This window comes from Robertmurraya kyonggiensis, assembly GCF_005116465.1.
Lineage (GTDB): Bacteria > Bacillota > Bacilli > Bacillales > Cytobacillaceae > Robertmurraya > Robertmurraya kyonggiensis.
Window position 1 is genome coordinate 1765713 of the sequence record NZ_SWBM01000001.1, and the last position, 23541, is coordinate 1789253.

Sequence of the window (23541 nt, forward strand, 5' to 3'; positions counted from 1 at the left end):
ACAAAAATAGAATTAGTTAGACTAATAGAAAGTTAAATCTCACACAAAAAACACCGATATTAACGGTGTTTTTTGTTTCTTCATGTTTAAATAAAGAAAGGTTAAAAAACGATTCACTCCAATTGATATTTATTCCACTCATTTTTGGCAGGAGAGGTTATTAAGTTAATTGGTTGTCCTTTTAAATGACAAATTCAAAACCCGTTGGTTTTTTGAATGGCGGTTTAGATTCTTTAAAAATCAATTTTATTTCAGAAAGATCATCTGGTAATGCTGGTGATACGATGAATGTATAAGATTCATGTCCTCCAGAGCCACCACCCCCTTCGTTTCGGCATTCATAATCAACCTCTTTACCTTCTATAACAAGGTCAAAAAGTAAAGGTTCTCGAAACCTTCTAGGCACTTCATCATCAGAATCTTCTCTATCAATATTGAAATGAACGACACTGGCATTTTCAAACTGACGTACAAATGTTACCGAATAAAAAACATCATCATTTTCAAATGACTTTAATATTGGAATATTTTTAAGAAATCCTATTGGCTCTACAACAGGTTTATACCTATCTTCGTTAAAGAAATGTGCAAATACGCTGTTTAAAAAATCCTCATAAAAATTATATTTTTCACTCCAAGATGAAATTAGCTGCTCAGATGGAAAACCGGGATCATTGCTTGAAACTTCTTTCCGTTGTTTAATTAAATCACAAATTTGTTCATCAATTGATTCAATTCTTTTATCATAATGCTCTGTCGGTGGTTCAAATTGAAATCGACATCGTCTCATATTCCGCCTCCAAGGTTAAAGTTAATAATTCCATTTTAACATAAACTGGAAGATAAAGATTCTTGTTGTACTAATCTTCCCTTCGATGAATATCAAATGAATTTATAACAGGACTAAACTCTTTTTTTGATATAATATGTGAGTGCAAAAGGAATTATAGGAAAAAGAACCAACAGTCTAAACCAATTCTCTGCACCACTAAAATAGAGTGATGGAAGTATAAGTGAAATTCCACTGAAAATTAAAAATTTCCAAGATTTTTTCCACAAACCCAATATAAGTAATACAAAAGAAACAATAATTAACAACAAAAAAATAAATCCCATCCAATAGAATTCCATTTTTACTCCCCCTCAATATTTCTAATAAATCGAATAAATTTTATTCTTGAGGAAATAAAAATCACATCTTCCATAAACCTGTTTTCATTAGCACAATAGTTTCAACAAAAAAGGACACTTCTCCTTCTAAATGAAACATGCTAAAACCTTAATAAACACTACCTTTCAATCGTAGAATACTGCATTCTATTTGTGGCTTCAAAGTTAAGATTGTTGCTGTGTGTAATATACCTCTTCATACGGTTGAACAACGACAAAACCGTTTCCTGCAAACTTCATTTGGATCGACTCGCCACTCCCTCTTCCCAAAAAGGTTTTAAAAGAGATGTCCGTGACGAATTCTGGAGATAATGTCCCTGACCATGCGACTGTTGCATTCGGATCCGTGAAAACAGGATTATCAGGAGTCACTAGCAATGTTAATGGTTCATAATGAGATGTAATGGCAATCATCCCATGACCTTCAAGACGTACATTAAATAGTCCACCTGACATCATTCCCGCAATCTTTCGCATTAATTTTATATCCCAATTTATGGATGGTTCAAATGCCAGCAAATCATTGCCATTCACAAAAATTGATTCTCCTTGGAGATTCAAAATACTGATCTTTTTCCCTTGATCAGCTACATAGAGCTTGCCATTTCCCGTTGCTTTCATAAGGGAAGTTCCCTCGCCTGTCAACGCCTTCTTAAACATTTTTCCGAGCCCATGCTCCAAAATCCCTTCTCGTTCATACTTAATATTTCCGCGGTAGGATACCATCGCGCCTGATTTCGCCCATATTTGGCCATTCAAATTGATTTCAAGTAATCTCGGAGTCTCCAACTCAAAAAGACCTTCACCTTTTTCTTTTTGCTCTGTTTGCTTCACAAACTCATCCAACGAATAACGACTCACAACAATCTTCCTCCCTATTTAATATTTTCTAGCATAAAGACACTTATAAAAGACAACGCTTCTTTCATTTGAACTGATAACGAGCCCTTAGGAACGGTCTCAGAATCCTTCTTGTATACCCAAAACTCATCAAGTTTTCTCCAACCATTTTCTTCTGCCAAACGGACAAATTCCCATGGCATCATCGTATTACAAACAACGTCTTCCCCATATAAACGTCGGAAGCTATTTTCTCGTGGGCCAGCTGTAGGTCCCAAAATAGCAACACATGATCTTCCATTCGGTTTTACAATTCTCTTCATTTCTTGAATAACGTTCAGAGGACTCTCGGTCCATTCAAGCGAATTGATCGCTAAAACGGCATCAAATTGATTTTCTTCAAAACCTAATTCTCTTATATCTCCTTTCAAAAATTTTGAAGTTGGGCTACTAAATAATGAATTGGCTTTTTGAATCATTTCTTCTGAAACATCAACACCTGTAACATCGTAGTCAGCCTGCCTTAATTTATAGGATCCATAACCATCCCCACAGCCTAAATCACAAATAACTGCCTGTTTTTCCACATACTGTTGGAAGAACGGGAGAATATCCTTTCTACTGCCGGAATCCCACATTTCTTGACTTTTTGAATTCCAAAAATTTGCCCTTTTATTCCACAGTTTCTCTGCTTCTTTAGACCACTCAAAGCTTGTCAAAAGCATCACTCACCTTACAATTTTATGTTTTTTTAGTGGAACCATTAATATTCATAACCAACATTTTGCGAAAATCGTCTTCTTATAAAAGCCCCACTATTATATTTCTTTATACAAAGGTTATATCCTTTGTTTAAGATTGAGAATATCATGAAATACTAAACATTATCTTGTATTAAGGAGATTGATATAATGGATAAAGATGAAATTATTTCAGTACATCGCAATCACAGCGGGGACATCATTAGTTTCCGGACTTCTCAGGGAAGGTTTATTTCCTATCGTAAAGCTCTATTAGAGGCACAAAACGAGCAAATAAGCGGCGTAAATCTGATTGAGTCCGATGAGGGCCAACCATTATTTAATCATGAAGAATTTGATGGACTTCCTTCTTTTTACTAAATTAGACGCAAAAAAAAAGCACATGGGTGCTTTTTTGCGTTAAAATAGCTCTTCTGTTTTTCTACGAATCTTCTTCAATAATTCGAGTCGGTTTTCTCCATCCTCAAAATGTTCTTCATTTTTCCGTTGGATGTCTCTTAATGCTTCAATTCGACTTGAATCTTCATCAAAAAATTGTATGAGGTCACTAATTCGGTCAATCGCATTCCAACTCAAATGATGTTCAATTCCTTCAACATCATTATAAATATTTTCTTTTTTGACTCCGATCGTTGTTAATAAGACTTCTAACAGAGCATGTCGATAGACGAGACGCTGCCCAATCTTTTTACCCTCGGCTGTTAAACTAAATCCTCTATATTTTTCGTATACTAAATAGTCGTCTTTATCAAGCTTTTGAACCATCTTTGTAACCGATGAGGGGTGAACGGATAACGCTTCTGCTATATCTGAAACTCGGGCATAGCCCTTCTCCTCAATTAACGTATAGATTTTTTCGATGTAATCTTCCATACTTGGTGTTGGCATCCAGCACCCTCCAATAATTTTGCACTAACACAAAAGTTTTTTTACTCATAATCAAAGTTTACAATACAATGAAAAGGGATACAAGAAATAAGGAAGTACGGAGAAGTCGTTCTTCTATTGTTAAAAAATAAACTTTACTTTTTTCTCCGTATCGTTCCAAGTGAGTTTCGCATCAAACTCTTTCTCTTTGCCTTTAAATCCTTGAATGAGCTCAGTACTTCCTTCTGATAAAAGAATCTTGACCTGCTTTTGTGTGATCGATTTCCCAAGGATCTTTTTCGAAATCGTAAAATCACACTTGGTCGTTTGATAACTCGAACATCCATAAAAGCTTCCTTTATCGATTACAGTACCTGAGCATTTTTTACAAGTGCCTAAGCTCGTCGGTTGCCGCTTTTGTCCAGGCTGTTTTCCTGGAACAAAGCCTTCTTTCATGTCTTCAGCAAACTCCCATTTTGCAGAAGCTTCAGTTGTTGTAGAAATTAGATGCGTAATCATTTTATTCGTATTTTCCATAAATTGCTTCGGGGCTGCTTGTCCTTCTGAGATTTCCTTTAGACGCTGCTCCCATTTAGCAGTCATCTCCGGAGAAGCTAAGATCTCGTCTCCGATCGCCTGAATGAGTATTTTCGCTTTTGCTGTGGCATAGACGAGATTTTTACGAATATCAATATATTTTCTATCTTTTAGCATCGTAATAATTCCTGCACGTGTCGCTTCTGTTCCCAATCCTTCTGTTTTCATCAGAACCTTTTCAAGCTCTTTATCTTCAATATGCTTACCAGCTGTTTTCATGATCGTGATTAATTGGCCTTCTGTAAAACGTTTAGGAGGTTGTGTCTTACTTTCCTTCACTTCTACCTTTGCTACTTTACCTGTTTCTCCAGTTTGCAAGATCGGAAGACTTGAGTCTTTATCCTTTTCATATTGTGGAATAACCTTCCTCCAGCCTTCTTCGACCTGTACTTTTCCCTTTGATTGAAAGGTAGCTCTTTCATCCACCAACGTTTTCACAGTTGTATATTCGGTTATGGATTTACCATAGTGAGCAGCAATCAGGCTTCGTGCAATTAAATCGTACATCTTTTGCTCATCAGGGCTCAAGCTGGCCATCGAAGGAACCTGCTCAGTTGGAATAATCGCATAGTGATCCGTAACTTTTTTATCGTTCACGTATCTCGTATTATCCATAATTGATGAAACTGGAAGTGGAAACAGCCCATCGTACTCAGGTAGCTTTTCAAGCTTCCCTAAGATTTCTGGGAACATTTCAGCTTCACCTTGTGTCACATGCCTTGAATCAGAACGAGGATAGGAAACGATTCCCTTTTGATATAACTGTTGCACAATATCCAGTGTTTTCTTTGGAGAAAATTTAAAACGGCGATTCGCATCTGCCTGCAAAGAAGATAAATTATAGAGAAATGGCGGCAAGTATTCCTTTTTTTCAGCTTGCACATCGGCAACGACAGCTTCTTTTCCCTCACAGAAAGCAGCAATTTTTTCTGCCATTTCCTTAGAATCGATTCTTGTTTCTCCGTCTTTTTCCCATTTACCTTCATACTTCTTCTTATCGATTTGAAACTTTGCTTTGACTTCCCAAAATGGATCTGAAACAAATGAATCGATTTCATGTTCTCTCTTCACAATAAGAGCAAGAGTCGGAGTCTGTACTCGTCCAACTGAAAAGACATCTGAAAATCCTTTTTGCTGTAGTAAAAGGCTATAAAGTCTTGAAGCATTCATGCCGACAACCCAATCAGCACATGCTCGCGTATAGGCTTCATAATAAAGGTTTCTTGTATCATTTTCAGTCAGTAAACTTAGAAACCCTTCGTGGATGGCCTTCTTCGTCAAAGATGAAATCCAAAGACGTTTCATCGGTTTATCACACTTTGTTAAACGAAGGATATTCCGAACGATCAATTCACCTTCTCGCCCCGCATCGCCTGCATGAATAACTTCAGTCACTTGTGGATCAGAAAGAAGCTGTTGAATCACCGCATACTGCTTCCATTTGTCCTTTGAAACTTCGTATTGGAATTGAGTGGGAATCATGGGTAAGGTTTGAAGGGACCATTTCTTCCAGTTCGTGTCATATTTTTCGGGGGGGATTAGTTGAGTGATATGTCCGATTGCCCAGGTGACATACGCTCCGTTGGGGAATACTTCATTTGGTAGAACTTCGATATAACCTTGTTTACGTTTCATTTTATAAACGGATGCTAGCGTCAAACCTTGGTCAGGCTTTTCGGCAATAATGAGTTTCATAGAATTGCTCACTTCCAATTTTACAAATTCAATTACTTTAATCAATTGCTCATTTCAAATAAAAAATCGAACCGCCTTTTGAGAGTTTAACTCTAAAAAAATCATAGCTCTTGTATTCATAGTTTTGTTCGTTTTTTATGCATCTAACGTACTTGATTAAGTCGACTCTCGTTTTTATTGTACCTCATTAGGAAAAAAAAAGGCGAGAAATTTTTGACAGAAAAGTTAAAGCAAAGGCACAGAATGCGCGCCTTTGCTTTAATATTCTTATAAAAAAACGACTTTTATACTTCTTCAAGCACTTTTTCAATTTGTATACTTTGACTATATCTTAAATCAATTAATCTCTCATCCGTTTGAATTAGACATCGAATCGGATCGTATGGGTCAATCATAAGAATGGTCCCTACACTTTGATCCGTGAGCAACACTCTTTTTCCTACTAAACTATTCATAATCTTATTCATGAAAGTTAAGACAATATTAGGGTCGAGCTTGCCGAAAGCATCATTTTGCATTTGTTTCATAACCGCATAAAATGGAGATGCCCGATGGTATACTCTTTCTGATGACATGGCATGAAAAACATCAGCAACAGCAACGATTTTTGATAAATAACTAATCTGGTGACCTGCTAGGCCCAGTGGATAGCCCTTTCCATCTTCTCTCTCATGGTGCTGTAACGCAATAAGTGCCACATTTTCGTTAATCGAGTCAATGTTTTTCAGTAATTCATAACCATAAATGGTATGAAGCTTCATTTCATCGTATTCTTCTTTTGTAAGCTTTCCAGGTTTATGTAATATTTCGGTAGATATTTTCGCTTTCCCAATATCATGCAGGGTAGCCCCTAACGTTAAATCATTCAAATCTTTAGGTGGCAGGTTCAACCACTTTCCAATCATTGTTGCAATAATTCCTACACAAATTGTGTGTCTATACGTATATTCATCCTTTTCATTTAATTCATAGAATAAATGATATAAGTGAGGTATTTTAGCGGCTTGTTTAATAGTTGGAAAAATATTTTCATGGAGAATTTCTAGAGATAGCTCGCCACCATTCCCAACATCATGAAATAGTTCTTTCATATGAATTGTCGCTACATCAATTTCTTTCGTAATTTCCTTTATCATTAGGCGGCTGAATGGATGTGGATCTTTTAATTGATGTATTGGCTCTTTGTACTCTTTCATCGACTCTAATATCGCATCAATTTCCGAAATTGTCATAGATGAATTTTTATTAATGATCGTACCAAACCCTTTTCTCATGTTTCCACCTACTTTCTGAACTTTCAAACAAACCCCTATAACATCAGAATAGTATATTTTCCAAATTTAAACAATGACTATTTTGAATTTTTTGTCGTTTTATCATAAAAGCCCTTACATTGCTTGACGAATGCCTATTTGATCCTGTATATTAATAACATCATTATTCAGAATATATTTCCGCATTTGGAAACATTTAGATTAATATATTCCGTTTGATGGTAATCTATCTTCGACACATCTTTAGTGTCTTGAATGGCTTAGGAGGCAACGTTTAATATGCAAAATGGTAAAGTAAAATGGTTCAACAATGAAAAAGGTTTTGGATTTATCGAAGTTGAAGGCGGAGACGATGTATTCGTACATTTCACTGCAATCCAAGGTGACGGTTTTAAATCATTAGAAGAAGGTCAAGAAGTTTCTTTCGAAATCGTCGAAGGCAACCGTGGACCACAAGCTTCTAACGTTGTAAAGCTATAATAATCTTATATTATCATTCAAGGCTGGCGAATTTTCGCCAGCCTTTTAAATCGTTGCTTTTAAGTTAACTTATCACCAATCATTTTAATTTTTTGCCCAACCGTACATTGTGAAATGCAAAATTTATGGGCATACGTCCTTCCAATTTCTTTCTTATGGTATTTATGTAAAAAACAACCCTTGCAATAGCTGTTCAAAATTTCTTCAACTTCCAACAATACTTGCTTTCGATTCAAGTGATCTACTCCCTTTTAATTAATCTCGATTGTGCTATTAATGATGGTTCCTTCAAGAGCCTGAGTAGCCAATCGGTCCGCCTCTTTATTTTCCTTTCGAGGTAACGCCTCATAACGTGGTTCAATTCCTAATTCCTTCATTTTCTCTTCTATTCTGTCGAGCCAACGATTTAAATTTTCTTCAAAACAAGGCCATTCCCCTTCTAATTGCTTTAGGACGACTTGTGAATCTCCTTTAATTTCAACAGGCAGATGATGTACGCCGAGTTCCTCAAGCAAATTCAATGCATAGTAAAGAGCAGCATATTCTGCTTCATTATTCGTATCCATTTGTTCTATGAGCTCATTGCCTCTTAAACGGAAGTTCTTTTTCCCCTGTTTATAATAGATAATGGCACCCAATCCAGCTTCATTCGTATCTTTATTAAATCCTCCATCAAAATAGACCTCAATATCATGTGGCTCTTCTTCAATTTCTGCAGACAGCTTTCGAAGCTCCTTCAGCGACCAAGAGCTATTCATTTCATCGATAAAAGATAAATCTGTCGCCCTTCCCGATTTTTCTAATTGTTCTCCTGTTAAAAGAGCCATTTCTGCATCAAGCCAATCTGATTTAAACAATACTTTGCGATTTCCAGTTATTTTATACTGCATCTCGATTTGATATTTCATATTTTCAACCCGTTTCTACTATAGAATAAACATTTCCTATTTTCACTGTGCATAAATATCGTTATAATGGTCAAGGACAATTTAATAAGCCTATGCGGTTCGTAAACTCCCGCATTATCAAAACTACAGGAGGATAATATATGTTTAATGAATGGTTCGGCCTTGTCTTCGTAATCGTGAATTTTATTCTACTACTGGTCTGTTACCGACTCTTCGGAAAAACTGGTTTGTTCGTTTGGATCGGTTTCTCTACTGTTTTAGCCAATCTTCAGGTTGTCAAAACAATAGAAATCTTTGGCTTAACGGCCACACTCGGGAATGCCATGTATGGGTCTGCTTTTCTTGTTACTGATATTTTAAACGAAAAGTATGGGAAAGATGACGCAAAAAAAGCAGTTTGGCTCGGTTTCTTTACATTACTTACAATGACTATTATTATGCAAATGGTTCTGTTATTTAAACCACATGAAATCGATTTTGCCCAAGAACATCTAAGTGCTATATTCGGGATCTTACCAAGAATTGCGCTCGGAAGTTTAGTTGCATATCTTGTAAGTCAATTTGCTGATGTTTATATCTTTTCCTATTTAAGAAACAAATTCCCTACAGATGGGCAATTTTGGATTCGTAATAACGGAAGTACGATGTTAAGCCAATTGTTAGATACAATTGTATTTACAAGTATCGCTTTCTTAGGCGTCTATCCATTCAATGAGTGGGTTCAAATATTTATTACGACGTATTTGTTAAAATTTATCATAGCTTTATTAGATACCCCGTTTGGATATATTGCCAAACGCTTTCCAGCAAAGCCTTAAGGATACCGTTTTCGGTATCCTTTTTTATTCATCTAGAAGAAAAAACAATCTTCACAAATGGCAGATTATTTAACATTCATGATACACTATGATTAGTTTATTCTGGGAGGATTTCATCTTGATTGAAGTATACATAGATGGAGCAAGTGCAGGAAATCCAGGGCCAAGTGGTGCTGGGATTTTTATAAAAGGCAACGGGGAACTTGAGAATTATGCCCTCCCCCTTGGAATCATGAGCAACCATGAAGCGGAATTTGTTGCGTTTATTGAAGCCTTAAAGATTTGTCATGAAAAAGAATATAAAGTTGTCTCATTTCGAACCGATTCAGAGTTAGTAAATCGCGCAGTGGAAAAAGAGTTTGTTAAAAATAAAGTGTATGCTCCTTTTCTCGAGGAAGCACTTCGATTGATGAATAAATTTGATTTATTTTTCATGAAGTGGATTCCAAGCTCTGAGAATAAAACAGCAGACAATCTCGCAAGAACTGCTATTCGGAAAAATACAGAAAAGAGGTAGAAGCTTTGTCTAAAAAAACATTATTCGCTGATATATCTTTATTACTTGTGGCGTTTGTCTGGGGCACTACCTTTGTTATTGTGCAAAACGCCATTGACTTCCTTCCACCCATCACGTTTATTAGCGTACGGTTCTTATTAGCAGCCCTGCTATTAGGTGGATGGTTATTTCTTTTTGAAAGAGAACAATTGAAGCACTTGAATCGAAAAATAATACTCTCTGGCGTCATAATAGGAGGCTGGTTATTTCTAGGTTATGCAACACAAACCGCCGGATTGTTATATACAAGTTCTTCAAAAGCTGGTTTTATCACAGGATTAAGTGTTGTATTTGTGCCAATTTTAACGTTTTTATTATTAAAACAGCAGCCAAAGAAAAAAGCCGTTATCGGCGTTTTAGTCGCTACAATCGGACTTTACTTCCTAACAATGACAGATGTTACAGAACTTAATAAAGGAGATGCATTGGTTTTTATTTGTGCGATCGGATTTGCTATGCAAATTGTTTACACAGGTAAATATAGTAGCAGTTACCCTTCCCTCTTATTAACAGTTATTCAAATTGGAACAGTCGCTATTTATTCGATGATCTACTCCTTTTTCTTCGAAGATTGGACTCTTGCCTTTCAACCGAAGATACTATTTAGCCACGATGTTCTAGTTGCTCTTATCATCACGGCTGTTTTTGCAACAGCTCTGGCTTTCTTTGCTCAAACGAATTTTCAAAAGTTCACGACTCCTACAAGGGTTGCATTAATCTTTGCAACAGAACCGGTTTTTGCAGCTATTGCTGGTTTCATATGGGCTCATGACCGACTATCGGTTAGCGCCATTATCGGTTGCTTATTAATTTTAGCTGGAATGATTTTTGCCGAACTTCCAGATACAAAGTTATTTGTTCGTCAAAAAAAGAATTCTCTTGGACTATAAAGAAAGGCACACTCGAAACGGAGTGTGCCCTAAAATTTGTTCCTGTATGTATAGCCTTAAATAGCTAAAATATTTTTTTCTTTAATAAATTTTAGCGCTTCTGACCTAGACGTAATTTGATTGGATTTAAACATTTCTAGTAAAGAGACATAAAAACTCCCATCAAATCTTTTTTGTGCCTTCAATGTTAATTCCAAAGCTGTACGCGCAAGCTCATCCGATGCATCCGTATATTGCTTACCGAAATAAATAAAACCAATTGCATCTTCTCCGAACTGAAAACCCTTTCCTTCTAGTAGCTGTAAATATTCTTCTAATCCCACAACAAAGTCCCTCTCCCGCCTGAACTTCTTATTCCTTCTAAAATTTTAGCCTAAATTTCGACCATTTTCTATCTTTTTTTGATAATAAATGCCCTAAAGTGCCAGTCAACACTCCAAGCATTGCTCCACCTAAAACCTCTTCAGGCTTATGGCCAAGCATTTCTTTGAGCTTTTTCGGGGATTTTTGCTCAAACTTCACTTTTTCGTCATGGTGAATTTTGTCGATTAAATCACCTAAATCATTTACCTTTAATGTGAGCTCTCCTGTTTGGCGTCTAATTCCTTGCGCATCATACATCACAATTAAGCCATAAACGAGGGAAAGAGCAAAATCAATGGTAGGTACTCCTCTCTGTAGAGCAATATAGGTTGTCAAAGATGACACTCCAGCTGAATGAGAACTCGGCATGCCACCCGTTTGAAAAAATAACTCTGGTCTCCATTCCAGTTCCTTCATGTAGTGAATCGGAATTTTCAATCCTTGAGCGAGTCCAATACTCAGTAAAGCAATGTATACCCCTTTATTCATAGCTACACCTCTTTTTTTAGGCTCTAAGCTTTAGTTTGATTTACAAGGCAACAAACTATGCAAAGGTATTGCATGACATTCCGTCCGTATGCAAATACTTTAAGCATGACAAGGGAGGTGTTTGAATGGCTAAACATAACCAGCGTAATCGAGGAAAGAAAGCACCGGGAGTCAATCCTCAAGGATACGGCCAAGATGCCGAGTTAACGGAAAACCCCAAAAGTGAATTAGAGGCGCGAGCAAAGAAAGGGAATACAAAGATTTAAAAGGATTTAAGAAGTAGTTTTACAACAGCTTTCTAAAATATTATCTACATGGCCGTTCCATGAGGACATTGTTTTGCAGGTTTCCGAAATTAGTGTCTTTATGAACGGCTCATGCGGACATTGTTTCGAGGTCTTCTCACATTAGTGGCTTCATGAACGCTTCATGCGGACATTGTTTCGAGGTCTTCTCACATTAGTGGCTTCATGAACGCTTCATGCGGACATTGTTTCGAGGTCTTCTTACATTAGTGGCTTCATGAACGCTTCATGCGGACATTGTTCCGAGACTTTCTCACAGTAGTGTCTTCATGAACGCTTCATGTCTCAAGTTTAAAGTTCTCTGTGTGAAACAACATCTCGAACCGCACTGAATCTACAGTATTTTAGTCAATACCGGATAAATATAGGGACTAGTAGGTTCTTCAATCACTTTCCAATTCACCGCTTTAATTACTGGTATTTCAACTCCGTTGTAGATCATTACATCCAGCGTTCCTTCCATTTCAAGCCACGTATCTTCTGGATATTCATTTGCTTTCTCTAATTCTGCCATCAAACCGATGATGCTTGCATCTGCAATACAATGCGTAATGAGAAATCTGGAAAGTACTAACTGATTTCCCCGCATCCCCTTTTCCTTATAAACAAATCCTTGAACTTTTATTTTTTTCCCTTGAAAATTTACAGGAGAGTCACTTATAGCTTCATAGTATGAGGCGAATATGTCTTCCTTCATCTCAATCAACTCTGACTGCTCTAATTTTTTCATTTTATCATCATATTCTTTGTCTGATAGAAAATTATCATTATCTATTACTTCTTCATCATAGCCAAACTCATACTCCATTAATTCTTCTTCGTATGAGTTACTATTAGACTGAGGAAGGACAGTTCCTTTATTAGCAGCAATAGAAGCATCCAATACGCTTGGTGATAATGCAAATCCTGTTACCAGTGGAAAAAGAATGATCGAGTAGTTAACTAATTTTCTAGGCACCGATGCCGAATCACCATGATCATGATTGCATCCTGGAGGACAATAGGCATGTTCATTACGATTATTTTCCCATATCCGAAACAGTTGAATTAAAAATAGTAATGTAAAAATCCAAATGGCAACGAAACTCATATTTTCATATTTAGGATTAATATATTTGGAAATATCACCAGTGGTATGAAGCTTAATAAAAAACAAATCAAAGGCCATCAATAGAATAGCTTTTAAGAAATGCTGAAACCGGGCGCCTACCATTTCTTTCATCCTCCTAAAAGAAACTCAATAAGGTAGTACAAATAAATACAAAAACCGTAATGAGTACCAATAAAATCAATACAAACCTAGCTTTAAACATACTCAATAACATAATTGTATTTTTCAAATCAATCATCGGGCCAAATACTAAGAATGCTAAGATGGAGGCTGAGGGAACTAAATTGCTAAAAGATGCTCCAATAAAGGCATCCGCTTCCGAACATAAGGACAAGATATAGGCTAGTCCCATCATAACAACCGATGAACCAACGACCCCATCACCAAAGACAAAAAGAGAGTTTGCTGAGATATGCGTTTGAACTGCAGCTGCGATAAATGCCCCAATAATCAAGTATTTTCCCATATCAAAAAATTCATCGATGGAATGTTTCATCATACCTTCGATTTTGACAGTAAATGACTCATTCCTTTTCATTGTAGGATCTGACGAAGTAAAGTCCGAAATCGTATGTTTCAATTGTTTTGACCTAAATAGAATACTGATGCTTAGAGCTATAACTACAGCTGCTACAAAACCAATTCCCATCCTTAAAGCAGCCATTTTACTATCATTTCCAAACGCCATGTAAGTAGAGAATATGACAATCGGATTAATGAGCGGGCCCGTTAGGAGGAATCCCACTCCAGCATGTAGTGGGACTCCCTTTTCCACTAATCTTCTTACAATCGGGACAATTCCACACTCACAAGCAGGAAACAAAGCACCAACCACACAACTCATCACGACAGCCAAAAATCGGTTTTTGGGAATCAAACGGCGAATATGATCCTCTGTCACGAATATTTGAATGAACCCAGCGATAAGTACCCCAATTAAAACAAATGGAATAGCTTCAATAAGAATACTTAAGAAAATGGTATTTAATTGCAGAAAAGAATCCGAAATGTGAAAGGACAGTTTTTCACCAGCCAATTGAGTAAACAATATAAAATAGAGGACAACACTGATGGCTATTAAACTTGTAAAATCGATTAAATATGAGTGTATATGGCGCATTGAAAAATCATTCCTTTATCTCTTACTTCAACTCATCTTCAATATATATGCGATAAGTTTCAATTTAAGTGTACAATCATAAAAAAAGAAGGGCAGACGAACATTTTGCCGCCGCCCACTTAAACAATTTATATACTTTTAGTTTTAAATGTACGATTATAATTTTCTAAAATTTCATCCTTATTTAACTGGTCCCCGATTAATATCATCGTTGGTTGGATTGTTGAAGAGTCTCTTATTTTCTCGAACAACAATGTACCAGAGGAAAATTGAAAATTATAAAAGCCACCACTCTCTAGTTGAATAATTCCTTTTCCTCTTAGGACCGTTTTCGGTAACCCTATTAACCATGATTCAAGTTCTCTCTTTTTTATTGCAGGCAATTTGTCGATCCGTAAAGCGTTGATAGTAGAATGATGATGATGAGCATGGTGATGATGTTCATCACTTCTATCGTCATGATTTACCCTGTAACGTTTTAAAAATAACTCCTTTTCTGGGATAACTCCGAATTTTGTTTTATATATCGGTACATCCGTTTCGATCTGTTCTTTTATTTTCCCCTCCATCTTGGCTAAAGATTGCTCTTTAACAAGGTCAACTTTATTTAGTAACACAACGGAGGCACTTGAGATTTGCTCTTTCAACAGTTTACGCACCTCTGCCGAACTTGAAAAAATACTTTGATATTCTAGAAATTGGCTAGCATCTATAAGGCTAATCATCGAGTGCAGTTCAAAATATTCCGTGTATTCTGTTCCTAAAAGTGCTTCTTTTATTTCTAATGGATTTGCAACGCCAGTTCCTTCAATTAATAAAACATCAATGGTATTCTTCGTCATCTCTTCTATAAATTCATTTAATGTGGCTTTTAAATCGTCCTGAATCGAACAACAAATACATCCATTTAATAACTCTCGTATGTGCTGATTTTCAAACAAATGGCTTTCCACGTTGATTTCTCCTAATTCATTCAAAATAATCCCTGGACGGAGATTGTTCCTTTTGAATTCTTTTAACATATTTAAGAGGACTGTCGTTTTTCCACTTCCCAAAAATCCACTAATCATATACACGGGTATTTTTTTCATTACACCTATCTCCTCTTCTAACATCTTGTTAAAAATCATAATAAATCGTAATGATTATTATTTATATTTAAGTCTATTAGGAAACCGAAATTTTATGACCAAAAATTCAACTAACGTCATATTTGACGCCTCTTTTTAAGACGAAACAACAGAGGAAGTAATGGCAATTTATTTTGCTTCCCCGCTCCAAATCGTAATGATTACGAAAATTTTTATTTACAAGTCGTAAACATTACTATAAAGCACAAATCGTAACCATTACTATTTAGATACACTCTTAAGCTTTAGTAATGATATATTTTTAAAGGGAGTTGTTTTTTTAAATGAAATTAAAGGTTATCTATTATGTAGTAATGCTCACTGTTGCTGCGTTTCTGGGTGGCTGTTCCAATAATGCTTCAGGAGAAAAAGAAACAGACGTGAACAAGAATGAGCAAATAACTGTGTATACGACTATATTTCCACTTGAAAATTTCACTAGTTTAATAGGTGGGGATAAAGTAAAAGTCAAAAGTGTCTATCCTCCAAATGTGGATGCCCATTCATTTGAACCTACTACAAAAACGATGGTAGATATCGCAGGTGCAGATCTGTTTATTTACACAGGTGCCGGTGTGGAGGGCTTTGCGGATAAAGCCGTTGAAACGTTGAAAGATGAAGATGTAAAAATAATTAGGGCTGCGGATGGAATAGAATTGCTGAAAAGCACACATGAACATGAACATGCGAAGATGAAGAAGAGCATGATCACGAACACATCGAGGGTGAAGAAGTTCATGACTATGATTCTGCTGAGAGCGAAGAAGTACACGATCACGAACACGCTGAGGATGAAGATGGACACAATCACGGTGAATATGACCCTCATGTTTGGCTTGATCCAATCCGCTCTATTCAACTTGCGGAAAATATTAAAAATGCATTAGTGGAATTAGCATCGGATAAAAAAAGTTTTTTGAATCTAACTTTGAAGATTTGAAAAAGAATTTAGAAGCATTGGATCAAGAATTTGCGGACACTGTAAATCAAGCATCAACTAAAGAAATCTTAGTTTCACATGCTGCTTACGGCTATTGGGCAGACCGTTACGGTATTGAACAGCTATCAATTTCCGGACTTTCTCCAACACAGGAACCTTCTCAAAGTCAGCTAAAGGAAGCTGTCGAGGAATCCAAAGAACATAAAATTAAATACGTGATTTTTGACCAAAATGTAACTTCAAAGGTGGCAGAAATCATTCAAAAAGAGCTCGGTGCAGAACCACAAACATTGCATAATTTAGAATCTGTTACCGATGAAGATATTAAAAATAAGCAAGATTACTTTACGATTATGAAGAAAAATATCGAAACATTACGGAAAGTTTTAAATAACTAATGTAGTTAAGCAACCAGCCTAAAGCGCGCCACATTAACCTAAAAAAGATACTCGCCTAATTGACGAGTATCTTTTTTTTAGCCTACATTTTCTTCATTCAACTGTAAAAAACGCGTAAGTCCCTTAAATTCAACCTCTGCAAATTTATCGAGTACTTTATCACGGTTAATGTTTAGAATCGCTTCCTCAAGCGAATACTCAATCGGTACCTCGCAATGAATTTCAGCCAACTTTCGGCTTAAGTGAAGCATCTCCAAATCTTCTTCGATTTTCGTTTTTTGCCCTTTTGTTAATTGATCCAAATTGGCAATAACTCCATCCACATGCTCGAATTGTTGAATCAACTTTAACGCTGTTTTTTCTCCAATTCCTCTCACACCCGGATAGTTATCACTTGGGTCTCCCATAAGAGCCTTAACGTCAATCATTTGATGTGGCTTGATACCCTTCTCTTCAAAAAAAGTATCCTTTGTATGAACTAAATAATTCCCAAACCCTTTTTGTAAAAGAACTACCTTGATTCGTTCATCAAGTAACTGAAGGATATCTCTATCCCCTGTTAAAATATAAATATCAACATCTTCATCGAGGTTTTTGGCAATCGTACCGATGCAGTCATCTGCCTCATAACCCGCTAATCCGATGTTCGGAATATCAAAGGCTTCAACAACATCTTTTACAAGATCAAACTGAGGAATCAGTTCTACAGGCGCTTCGCCACGATTCCCTTTATAGTCCTGAAACATTTCTGTACGAAAAGTTTTACTGCCCATATCCCAGCATACTACTACATGACTTGGATTGAAGGAAGAGAATGCCGTTAGCATATGCTTTAAAAATCCTTGAACACCATTTGTCGGGACACCCTTTGAATTGATCATAAATTGTCCTGTAACAGCTGTTGCAAAAAATGCACGGAAAAGAAGTGCCATTCCATCAACAAGCATAAGCGATTTTCTATTGGATTCCACGTGCGTCCCTCCTGTATTTAACATAATCCCTATTATAACATGATTTAACCGTTCTGAAGGTCTACAACCTTCGTTTTTCGCTGTAAACGACGTTGCCAAATGATGGCTGTAATGAAGGTCAATATTAAAAGCAGGAATCCTAGCATAAACGGATAAGCAATTTTCACATCATATAATACACCTGCAAGTGTTGGCCCTAATACATTCCCAATACTCATATATGCATTATTCATTCCCATTGCAAATCCTTGTTCGTTTCCGGCCATTTTTGAAATTAGTGTATTCAATACAGGACGGAGAATAGATGTTGCTAAGAAAATAAGTAAAGTAATAATGAAGAACACAGAATAACTTGGTGCAAAAATTGATAGAAGGAATCCACCTGCTGCAACTCCAATGAATAGGATTAAAACAGAGCCCTCCCCAAAGCGGTTCACAATTCGATCCACAATAAAAAGCTGAACAATAACACTAATAATCCCTGTTGAAGTTACCATGATGGCAATTTCTTGGGGTGATGCACCATATAAATCATCTACAAATAGACCAAGTACAGACTCATATGCCATTAAACCAAAACTCATAACTAATGTAATGATGAGTGGAATAAAGTAAGGCATTCTTACAGAACGAATGATTTGATGAACCATCGATTCTTCTTCTGTTTGAACATGGCTGTTCTCAGGTACTGCAACCTGACTTTCCTTTAAAACAATGACAGAGAAAATAACGGCCACTAAAGAGACAAGCGCTGAAATTAGAAACGGCATTTTCAAACCAAAATCTGCTAGAAATCCACCAATGCCAGGTCCTATTACTATTCCTAGGGACATTGCTGCAGATATTAAGCTATTTCCTTTCGCACGCTGAGCAATCGTCGTAATATCAGCTACATACGCAAAGATTGCTGGTACTAGTAATGCTGCACCAATTCCTCCGATAACACGAGAAAAATATAACCACCAAATTGAATCAAAACCATAGAAAATGAACATTGACAAGGTAAGTCCAACTAGTCCATAAATAATCATTTTCTTGCGGCCATATTGATCAGCCCATCTACCAGCAATTGGAGAGAAAACAAGCTGTGCTCCTGCAAAAATAGCGATCATTAGACCCGCTGCTGTTCCTCCTTGACCAATTGACTCCAAATATTTGGGTAAAATCGGAATAACGATCCCAAAACTCCCAATCGCAATGAACATATTTATCATTAACATAAATAATTTTTTTCTTTGATCATTCGACATTTCCATAACCTCTTTTCTTCTAGCTGTAGACATATTACAAAAGCGCAAGCGCCTTGAATAGCCCCGACAAGCGCTGGAAGACCAGATGATGAAGTTTGTTCTTTAACTTCATCATCTGGTCTGAAGCGACCTCGAGGGGCTAGGCGCTGGAGCTAAACGTAGATGCACCAATAAAAAGTGATCCACTATTCCGAAATCCATAATTTCGGAATCATGAAAAAACCTCCTTCCAACATTTGTTCGAAAGAAGGTGTATTTCTCCATTATCCACATGTTAATTATTACAACATTTTACTAGGGTTTCCACTAAGTTTCAAGCTATAGTTCTTTAAGATTATGTAAATCAATTTCTCCCGATTTCTACCTCATGCTCATCATAGGAAATCCAATCACTGTAACTTCCTGCATACAGCTTAATGTTCGTATATCCCGCTTCCTTTAGCGCAATATAATTAGGAGTTGCCGTTACACCTGACCCACAATAAACGATGATTGGTTCATCTTTTGAAAACTCCTGAAAACGTTCAGCTTGTTCGGAAGGAGTTTTGAAATGACCATCTTGAAATCCTTCTACCCAATCTTTGTTGATGGCAGTTGGAATATGACCTCCTATTTTATCAATTGGCTCCTCTACCCCTAAGTAACGATTACTTGCACGAGAATCAATTAGGGTTACGGTACGATCCTTTACGGCTTGTCTGACATTCTCAACAGTTGCCAGCATGTCATCTTGAAGTTCAATTCGGTACTCTGACTGTGAATATGTAGGCACTTCAGTGCTAACTGGCAGCGCAGATGCCTGCCACTCCTTAATGCCACCATCTAAAATATAGACTTCTTCATGGCCAACATATTTTAAGAGCCACCAAAGTCGAGCAGCAAATGAACCCTCTCCACCATCGTAGGCTACAACTTTTGTTTGAGTGGAAATACCCACTTCTTCAAGCTTTCTTTGAAAATCCTCAATTTTCGGCAAAGGATGTCTTCCACCATGCTTTGTCACTTCATCCGATAAATCCTTTTCCAAATCAAAATACACCGCTCCAGGAATATGACTCTCTATGTATTGAGATTCACCAAACTGTGGATTCCCTAATTGGAATCGACAATCAACAATCCTCAGGCTTTCGTCGTTAAGGTGAGCGTATAGCTTATCCTTCGAAATAATTGTCTTCATTATCTTCCCTTCCCCCATTTTTTCATTTGCTATTAATTATACTAAATACCATTCAAATGTACCAAATATTCGCAAAAAATCACCCCGATTGTAAGCTTTGTATAGCTATACAATCGAGGCATGCACGAACTCTTGCTTTTATTCTTTAGTTACGAATCGTGGCACTCCATTGTCCTCCACCTTGAGTACATGTGAAGCTACCACTTGCATTTCTTCCATCAATTCGACCATTATATTCACAGTTATTTCCGTCACTACTGTTTCTGCGTAAAATACGGACATTATTTCCGGTCTGTTCCATTGTCATTACGGCTGTGATCGGGTTTGACCCTTGCCTCGTCCATCGAGCATCAAAGGTATTGCTGTTCCCTCTGCGTGTCCATACACCTCGCCAAGCACCTTCCTGCACTTCCCATGTTCTTCCTAGATCCGGTACTTGTGCACCTCTTTGAATCGTCGCACTCCAGGCACCTCCACCACGAGTACATACACTCTGTCCAGTTACTCGATTTCCAACTACCCTACCTACATATTGACAGTTGTTTCCGTCACTACTGTTTCTCCGAGAAATACTCACAAAATCACCTATGACTTGAACAGTCAGCACAGCAGTAATTGGGTTTGACCCTTGTCGCGTCCATCTACCATCAAAGGTATTGCTATTGCCCCTTCTAGTCCAAACGCCTCGCCAACCACCTTCTTCCACTTCCCAACGAGTTCCTAAATTAACTTGTCGCGCCGGTGGCTCTTCATAGTAACCTGGATTAACTGGATAAAAAGAAGGAACTGGTTGATATGGACTTACGCGGAAATTCGGATTTACAAAATAATTCGGTTTTCTATAAAAATGCATACCCCTACCTCCTCAAAACACTTATTTTCCCCACCATAATATGTAAAGGGTATTAAAATGTACTTAGGAATTGGAACTAGGACAGAATTCACAGATCCTTTGAAATAATTACAGCTTGTACCTGCGAAGATCAATCATTCTATTAGGGAACCTAAAAAAAGAACCTTCCACAATGACGGAAAGCTCTTTTCCAATGAACTAATTATAATAGTCTCGATACCAATCTATGAATTTTTTTATTCCTTCTTCAATCGTAACCAACGGCTTATACCCTGTATCTCTAATTAGTTCTTGAAGTAGGGCATACGTCTCCAAAACATCCCCCGGTTGCAATGGGACATATTCTTTAATCGCATTTTTCCCAATATTTTTTTCTAAGACCTCGATAAATTCCGACAAAGATATGGGATGTTGGTTCCCGATATTATAAATTTTATAGGGGATGCTCCCCTCCCGATTCGGTCCTCTCATGATTAACCTAATCATCGACTCTACACAATCGTCGATATAAGTAAAATCTCTTTTCATTTTTCCAAAGTTATAAACCTTGATTGGTTCAAAATTTAAGATCGCCTGTGTAAAAGAAAATAATGCCATATCAGGTCTTCCCCAAGGTCCATAGACCGTAAAAAAACGCATACCAGTTGCCGGTAATTGATATAAATGGCTGTAAGTGTAGGCCATTAGTTCATTTGCTCTTTTCGTCGCTGCATATAGACTAATTGGTTCATCCACTCGAGCACTTTCAGAAAATGGGGCATGCGTATGATTTCCATAGACAGAACTTGAAGACGCGTATAACAAATGGGGAATATGATGGTTCCGACAGCACTCCAGTATATTTGCAAATCCAACTATATTAGCCTGAATATACTTGTCCGGATTCGTTAAACTATAACGTACTCCCGCCTGTGCAGCCAAATGCACGACAACCTCAAAAGGATATTGCTGAAAGAGACTTTCCAATAGCTCCTTATTTTCAATCGAACCCTTCACAAATGTAAAGTTAGTCCCTTGTTTTAAAGAACTTAATCGATCCCATTTTAATTGGGGCTCATAATAATCATTCATTTGGTCAATCCCGACCACCACAGAACCTTCTTCTAAGAGTCGTTTACATAAATGAAAACCGATGAATCCAGCACAGCCTGTTACTAAAACGAGCTTAGGTAAGGTCCATTCAACCATGCAGATTCTCCTTTCCTAAATTCCCTATTCCTACTCCTTCATAGCAGAATCCATATTCAACCATCTTCTTGGGATCTAAAACATTTCTACCATCAAAAAGGTATGATTGGCGAACTCGTTTTCTTGCTTCCTTCCAATCCATTTGAATAATTTCGTCCCATTCCGTGACCAGAATTGAAGCATCCACATTATTTATTGCATCTAAGGGACAAGTAGCGAATCGAACTTGCGGGTATATTTTCGTTACTATATCTGTACTTTTAGGGTCGTATGCAGAAACAGTTGCTTTATGGAGAAGAAGCTCTTGTATAAGCTTTAACGATGTGGCCTCTCTAATATCATCAGTGTTCGGTTTAAAAGTTAAGCCTAATAATCCAATATGCTTACCTTCAAGCGAACCAATGGATTTAACTATTTTTTCCATAAACCAGTCAACTTGAGTTTCGTTGATTTCCACTACTGCTTCCAATATTTTTAAAGGCATGCCCACTTCCGAGGACATAGCTAATAAAGCTCTTGTATCCTTTGGAAAACAAGAACCTCCATATCCTATCCCTGCACGTAGAAAATCCGCTCCAATCCGTCTATCCATGCCCATCCCTTTTGAAACAACGGATATATTAATTCCTAGCTGTTCGCTTACTCTTGCTAATTCATTGATAAATGATATTTTAGTAGCCAGGAATGCATTAGAGGCATACTTAACCAGCTCCGCCTCTTTTCTATTTGTAAAAAGGATAGGAGCAATACTATTTTGGTAGAGTTTCTCCATCATTTTTCTGGCTCGCATGTTTTCGCAACCTACAACTATACGATCAGGATAGAGCGCATCATGAAGAGCATTCCCTTCCCGAAGAAACTCCGGATTGGCTACAACATCAAATTCAATATCCTTTTTACGCAAATCGAGCTCTTCTTTAATTATGAATTCTACTTTTTCACCCGTCCCAATTGGAACCGTGCTTTTAATGACGATTGTCCGGTATTCTTGTAGTGCTGAGCCTACTGCTTTTGATACTTGTTCAATTTGTTCCAAATTCGCTGCTCCACTTGGCAATGGTGGAGTACCAACAGCAATAAAGATAAGTTCGCTTTGCCTAACCGCTGCTTGAATACTGTCAGTAAAAATTAAATGTTGTTGTTCTACAAGTTTCATTAATAATTCCTCCATTCCATCTTCATAAAATGGAAGAATAGAATGGTTTAATTTCTCTAGTTTTTCCTTGTCCAAATCCACAACAAAAACATGATGGCCCTGTTCGGCGAATGCAATACTTGTCGTAACACCTACATAACCTGCACCAATAACCGCGATGTTCATATATTCACCTTTTTTGATTTTAGTATATGGTTTATTGAAGGTTGAGTAACGGTGATTACCTATCATTTT

25 protein-coding genes and 2 pseudogenes are annotated in these 23541 nt (G+C 37.1%); 7 read left to right on the forward strand and 20 right to left on the reverse strand.

The window, feature by feature from the left end:
• Positions 1-181: 181 nt before the first annotated feature.
• The 4 genes from FA727_RS08840 to FA727_RS08855 form a co-directional block, all read right to left on the reverse strand.
• Positions 182-790: a hypothetical protein gene (locus FA727_RS08840; protein ID WP_136830531.1), complete on the reverse strand. Its 609-nt coding sequence runs from the start codon at positions 788-790 to the stop codon at positions 182-184.
• Positions 791-903: 113 nt separating this feature from the next.
• A complete protein-coding gene (locus FA727_RS08845; protein ID WP_136830532.1) occupies positions 904-1131 on the reverse strand; it encodes a hypothetical protein in 228 nt (75 codons plus the stop codon).
• Positions 1132-1335: 204 nt separating this feature from the next.
• On the reverse strand, positions 1336-2031 hold the full coding sequence (locus FA727_RS08850) for an AIM24 family protein (protein ID WP_136830533.1): 696 nt from the start codon (positions 2029-2031) through the stop codon (positions 1336-1338).
• Positions 2032-2045: 14 nt separating this feature from the next.
• On the reverse strand, positions 2046-2729 hold the full coding sequence (locus FA727_RS08855) for a class I SAM-dependent methyltransferase (protein WP_136830534.1): 684 nt from the start codon (positions 2727-2729) through the stop codon (positions 2046-2048).
• A 192-nt stretch (positions 2730-2921) separates the two neighbouring features.
• On the opposite strand from FA727_RS08855, the gene FA727_RS08860 reads away from it, so the two are divergent.
• Positions 2922-3131, forward strand: coding sequence for a DUF3892 domain-containing protein (locus tag FA727_RS08860; RefSeq protein WP_136830535.1), 210 nt, complete (start codon positions 2922-2924; stop codon positions 3129-3131).
• Positions 3132-3242: 111 nt separating this feature from the next.
• Here FA727_RS08860 and mntR read toward each other — a convergent pair.
• The 3 genes and pseudogenes from mntR to FA727_RS08875 all read right to left on the reverse strand — a co-directional run.
• Positions 3243-3659 (reverse strand): annotated as a pseudogene (gene mntR / locus FA727_RS08865) (transcriptional regulator MntR); the annotation flags it as partial.
• Between the two features lie 120 nt (positions 3660-3779).
• A complete protein-coding gene (locus FA727_RS08870; protein ID WP_136830537.1) occupies positions 3780-5930 on the reverse strand; it encodes a DNA topoisomerase III in 2151 nt (716 codons plus the stop codon).
• A 284-nt stretch (positions 5931-6214) separates the two neighbouring features.
• On the reverse strand, positions 6215-7231 hold the full coding sequence (locus FA727_RS08875; RefSeq protein ID WP_246041760.1) for an HD-GYP domain-containing protein: 1017 nt from the start codon (positions 7229-7231) through the stop codon (positions 6215-6217).
• Between the two features lie 252 nt (positions 7232-7483).
• On the opposite strand from FA727_RS08875, the gene cspD reads away from it, so the two are divergent.
• The gene (cspD, locus tag FA727_RS08880; RefSeq protein WP_019155915.1) at positions 7484-7684 is read left to right on the forward strand and encodes a cold-shock protein CspD; all 201 of its coding nucleotides are present in this window, start codon (positions 7484-7486) and stop codon (positions 7682-7684) included.
• A 59-nt stretch (positions 7685-7743) separates the two neighbouring features.
• Here cspD and FA727_RS08885 read toward each other — a convergent pair whose 3' ends face one another.
• Positions 7744-7920: a zinc-finger domain-containing protein gene (locus FA727_RS08885; protein ID WP_136830538.1), complete on the reverse strand. Its 177-nt coding sequence runs from the start codon at positions 7918-7920 to the stop codon at positions 7744-7746.
• Between the two features lie 15 nt (positions 7921-7935).
• Positions 7936-8592: a ribonuclease H family protein gene (locus tag FA727_RS08890; RefSeq protein ID WP_136830539.1), complete on the reverse strand. Its 657-nt coding sequence runs from the start codon at positions 8590-8592 to the stop codon at positions 7936-7938.
• A gap of 140 nt (positions 8593-8732) precedes the next feature.
• Between FA727_RS08890 and FA727_RS08895 the strand changes: the two genes are divergently transcribed.
• The 3 genes from FA727_RS08895 (at position 8733) to FA727_RS08905 (ending at position 10856) form a co-directional block, all read left to right on the forward strand.
• Positions 8733-9410, forward strand: coding sequence for a queuosine precursor transporter (locus FA727_RS08895; protein WP_136830540.1), 678 nt, complete (start codon positions 8733-8735; stop codon positions 9408-9410).
• Between the two features lie 118 nt (positions 9411-9528).
• Positions 9529-9927: a reverse transcriptase-like protein gene (locus FA727_RS08900; protein ID WP_136830541.1), complete on the forward strand. Its 399-nt coding sequence runs from the start codon at positions 9529-9531 to the stop codon at positions 9925-9927.
• Positions 9928-9932: 5 nt separating this feature from the next.
• On the forward strand, positions 9933-10856 hold the full coding sequence (locus tag FA727_RS08905) for a DMT family transporter (protein ID WP_136830542.1): 924 nt from the start codon (positions 9933-9935) through the stop codon (positions 10854-10856).
• Between the two features lie 56 nt (positions 10857-10912).
• Here the strand turns inward: FA727_RS08905 and FA727_RS08910 are convergent, their stop codons facing one another.
• Both FA727_RS08910 and FA727_RS08915 read right to left on the reverse strand, forming a co-directional pair.
• Positions 10913-11179 (reverse strand): DUF6123 family protein, encoded by a 267-nt coding sequence (locus tag FA727_RS08910; protein ID WP_136830543.1) that lies wholly within the window; start codon positions 11177-11179, stop codon positions 10913-10915.
• A gap of 37 nt (positions 11180-11216) precedes the next feature.
• Positions 11217-11708 carry a divergent PAP2 family protein gene (locus tag FA727_RS08915; protein WP_136830544.1) on the reverse strand — a complete coding sequence of 164 codons (492 nt, stop codon included), beginning with the start codon at positions 11706-11708 and terminating at the stop codon, positions 11217-11219.
• A 125-nt stretch (positions 11709-11833) separates the two neighbouring features.
• Between FA727_RS08915 and sspL the strand changes: the two genes are divergently transcribed.
• Positions 11834-11974, forward strand: a complete 141-nt coding sequence (sspL, locus tag FA727_RS08920; RefSeq protein ID WP_136830545.1) for a small, acid-soluble spore protein L — start codon at positions 11834-11836, stop codon at positions 11972-11974.
• A gap of 373 nt (positions 11975-12347) precedes the next feature.
• Here the strand turns inward: sspL and FA727_RS08925 are convergent, their stop codons facing one another.
• The 3 genes from FA727_RS08925 to FA727_RS08935 all read right to left on the reverse strand — a co-directional run bounded on the left by FA727_RS08925 (position 12348) and on the right by FA727_RS08935 (position 15335).
• Entirely contained in the window at positions 12348-13235 is an 888-nt protein-coding gene (locus FA727_RS08925; RefSeq protein ID WP_246041762.1) for a TIGR03943 family putative permease subunit, read from the reverse strand.
• 4 nt (positions 13236-13239) lie between these two features.
• On the reverse strand, positions 13240-14244 hold the full coding sequence (locus FA727_RS08930) for a permease (protein WP_136830547.1): 1005 nt from the start codon (positions 14242-14244) through the stop codon (positions 13240-13242).
• 128 nt (positions 14245-14372) lie between these two features.
• Positions 14373-15335: a CobW family GTP-binding protein gene (locus tag FA727_RS08935; RefSeq protein WP_158318825.1), complete on the reverse strand. Its 963-nt coding sequence runs from the start codon at positions 15333-15335 to the stop codon at positions 14373-14375.
• A gap of 323 nt (positions 15336-15658) precedes the next feature.
• Between FA727_RS08935 and FA727_RS25435 the strand changes: the two are divergent.
• Positions 15659-16712 (forward strand): annotated as a pseudogene (locus FA727_RS25435) (metal ABC transporter solute-binding protein, Zn/Mn family).
• Positions 16713-16789: 77 nt separating this feature from the next.
• On the opposite strand, the gene FA727_RS08945 reads toward FA727_RS25435, so the two are convergent.
• From FA727_RS08945 to FA727_RS08970, 6 genes are all read right to left on the reverse strand, one after another.
• Complete coding sequence (locus tag FA727_RS08945; RefSeq protein WP_246041810.1) at positions 16790-17659, reverse strand: 5'-3' exonuclease; 870 nt, start codon at positions 17657-17659, stop codon at positions 16790-16792.
• A gap of 68 nt (positions 17660-17727) precedes the next feature.
• Entirely contained in the window at positions 17728-18933 is a 1206-nt protein-coding gene (locus FA727_RS08950) for an MFS transporter (protein WP_136830550.1), read from the reverse strand.
• Between the two features lie 343 nt (positions 18934-19276).
• Positions 19277-20110 carry a sulfurtransferase gene (locus FA727_RS08955; RefSeq protein WP_136830551.1) on the reverse strand — a complete coding sequence of 278 codons (834 nt, stop codon included), beginning with the start codon at positions 20108-20110 and terminating at the stop codon, positions 19277-19279.
• Positions 20111-20255: 145 nt separating this feature from the next.
• Positions 20256-20963 carry a hypothetical protein gene (locus FA727_RS08960; protein ID WP_136830552.1) on the reverse strand — a complete coding sequence of 236 codons (708 nt, stop codon included), beginning with the start codon at positions 20961-20963 and terminating at the stop codon, positions 20256-20258.
• A 198-nt stretch (positions 20964-21161) separates the two neighbouring features.
• Entirely contained in the window at positions 21162-22151 is a 990-nt protein-coding gene (locus FA727_RS08965) for an NAD-dependent epimerase (protein ID WP_136830553.1), read from the reverse strand.
• Positions 22144-23472 (reverse strand): UDP-glucose dehydrogenase family protein, encoded by a 1329-nt coding sequence (locus tag FA727_RS08970; RefSeq protein WP_136830554.1) that lies wholly within the window; start codon positions 23470-23472, stop codon positions 22144-22146. The genes FA727_RS08965 and FA727_RS08970 overlap by 8 nt, the downstream gene beginning before the upstream one ends.
• Positions 23473-23541 lie beyond the last annotated feature (69 nt).

What these genes read in the sequence shown, in the direction of transcription:
- FA727_RS08840 (WP_136830531.1), bottom strand. Translation starts at nt 790, where the DNA reads ATGAGACGATGTCGATTTCAATTTGAACCACCGACAGAGCATTATGAT.
- FA727_RS08845 (WP_136830532.1), bottom strand. Translation starts at nt 1,131, where the DNA reads ATGGAATTCTATTGGATGGGATTTATTTTTTTGTTGTTAATTATTGTT.
- FA727_RS08860 (WP_136830535.1), top strand. Translation starts at nt 2,922, where the DNA reads ATGGATAAAGATGAAATTATTTCAGTACATCGCAATCACAGCGGGGAC.
- FA727_RS08870 (WP_136830537.1), bottom strand. Translation starts at nt 5,930, where the DNA reads ATGAAACTCATTATTGCCGAAAAGCCTGACCAAGGTTTGACGCTAGCA.
- cspD (WP_019155915.1), top strand. Translation starts at nt 7,484, where the DNA reads ATGCAAAATGGTAAAGTAAAATGGTTCAACAATGAAAAAGGTTTTGGA.
- FA727_RS08890 (WP_136830539.1), bottom strand. Translation starts at nt 8,592, where the DNA reads ATGAAATATCAAATCGAGATGCAGTATAAAATAACTGGAAATCGCAAA.
- FA727_RS08895 (WP_136830540.1), top strand. Translation starts at nt 8,733, where the DNA reads ATGTTTAATGAATGGTTCGGCCTTGTCTTCGTAATCGTGAATTTTATT.
- FA727_RS08915 (WP_136830544.1), bottom strand. Translation starts at nt 11,708, where the DNA reads ATGAATAAAGGGGTATACATTGCTTTACTGAGTATTGGACTCGCTCAA.
- sspL (WP_136830545.1), top strand. Translation starts at nt 11,834, where the DNA reads ATGGCTAAACATAACCAGCGTAATCGAGGAAAGAAAGCACCGGGAGTC.
- FA727_RS08925 (WP_246041762.1), bottom strand. Translation starts at nt 13,235, where the DNA reads ATGAAAGAAATGGTAGGCGCCCGGTTTCAGCATTTCTTAAAAGCTATT.
- FA727_RS08930 (WP_136830547.1), bottom strand. Translation starts at nt 14,244, where the DNA reads ATGCGCCATATACACTCATATTTAATCGATTTTACAAGTTTAATAGCC.
- FA727_RS08935 (WP_158318825.1), bottom strand. Translation starts at nt 15,335, where the DNA reads ATGAAAAAAATACCCGTGTATATGATTAGTGGATTTTTGGGAAGTGGA.
- FA727_RS08945 (WP_246041810.1), bottom strand. Translation starts at nt 17,659, where the DNA reads ATGCTTGTTGATGGAATGGCACTTCTTTTCCGTGCATTTTTTGCAACA.
- FA727_RS08950 (WP_136830550.1), bottom strand. Translation starts at nt 18,933, where the DNA reads ATGTCGAATGATCAAAGAAAAAAATTATTTATGTTAATGATAAATATG.
- FA727_RS08955 (WP_136830551.1), bottom strand. Translation starts at nt 20,110, where the DNA reads ATGAAGACAATTATTTCGAAGGATAAGCTATACGCTCACCTTAACGAC.
- FA727_RS08960 (WP_136830552.1), bottom strand. Translation starts at nt 20,963, where the DNA reads ATGCATTTTTATAGAAAACCGAATTATTTTGTAAATCCGAATTTCCGC.
- FA727_RS08965 (WP_136830553.1), bottom strand. Translation starts at nt 22,151, where the DNA reads ATGGTTGAATGGACCTTACCTAAGCTCGTTTTAGTAACAGGCTGTGCT.
- FA727_RS08970 (WP_136830554.1), bottom strand. Translation starts at nt 23,472, where the DNA reads ATGAACATCGCGGTTATTGGTGCAGGTTATGTAGGTGTTACGACAAGT.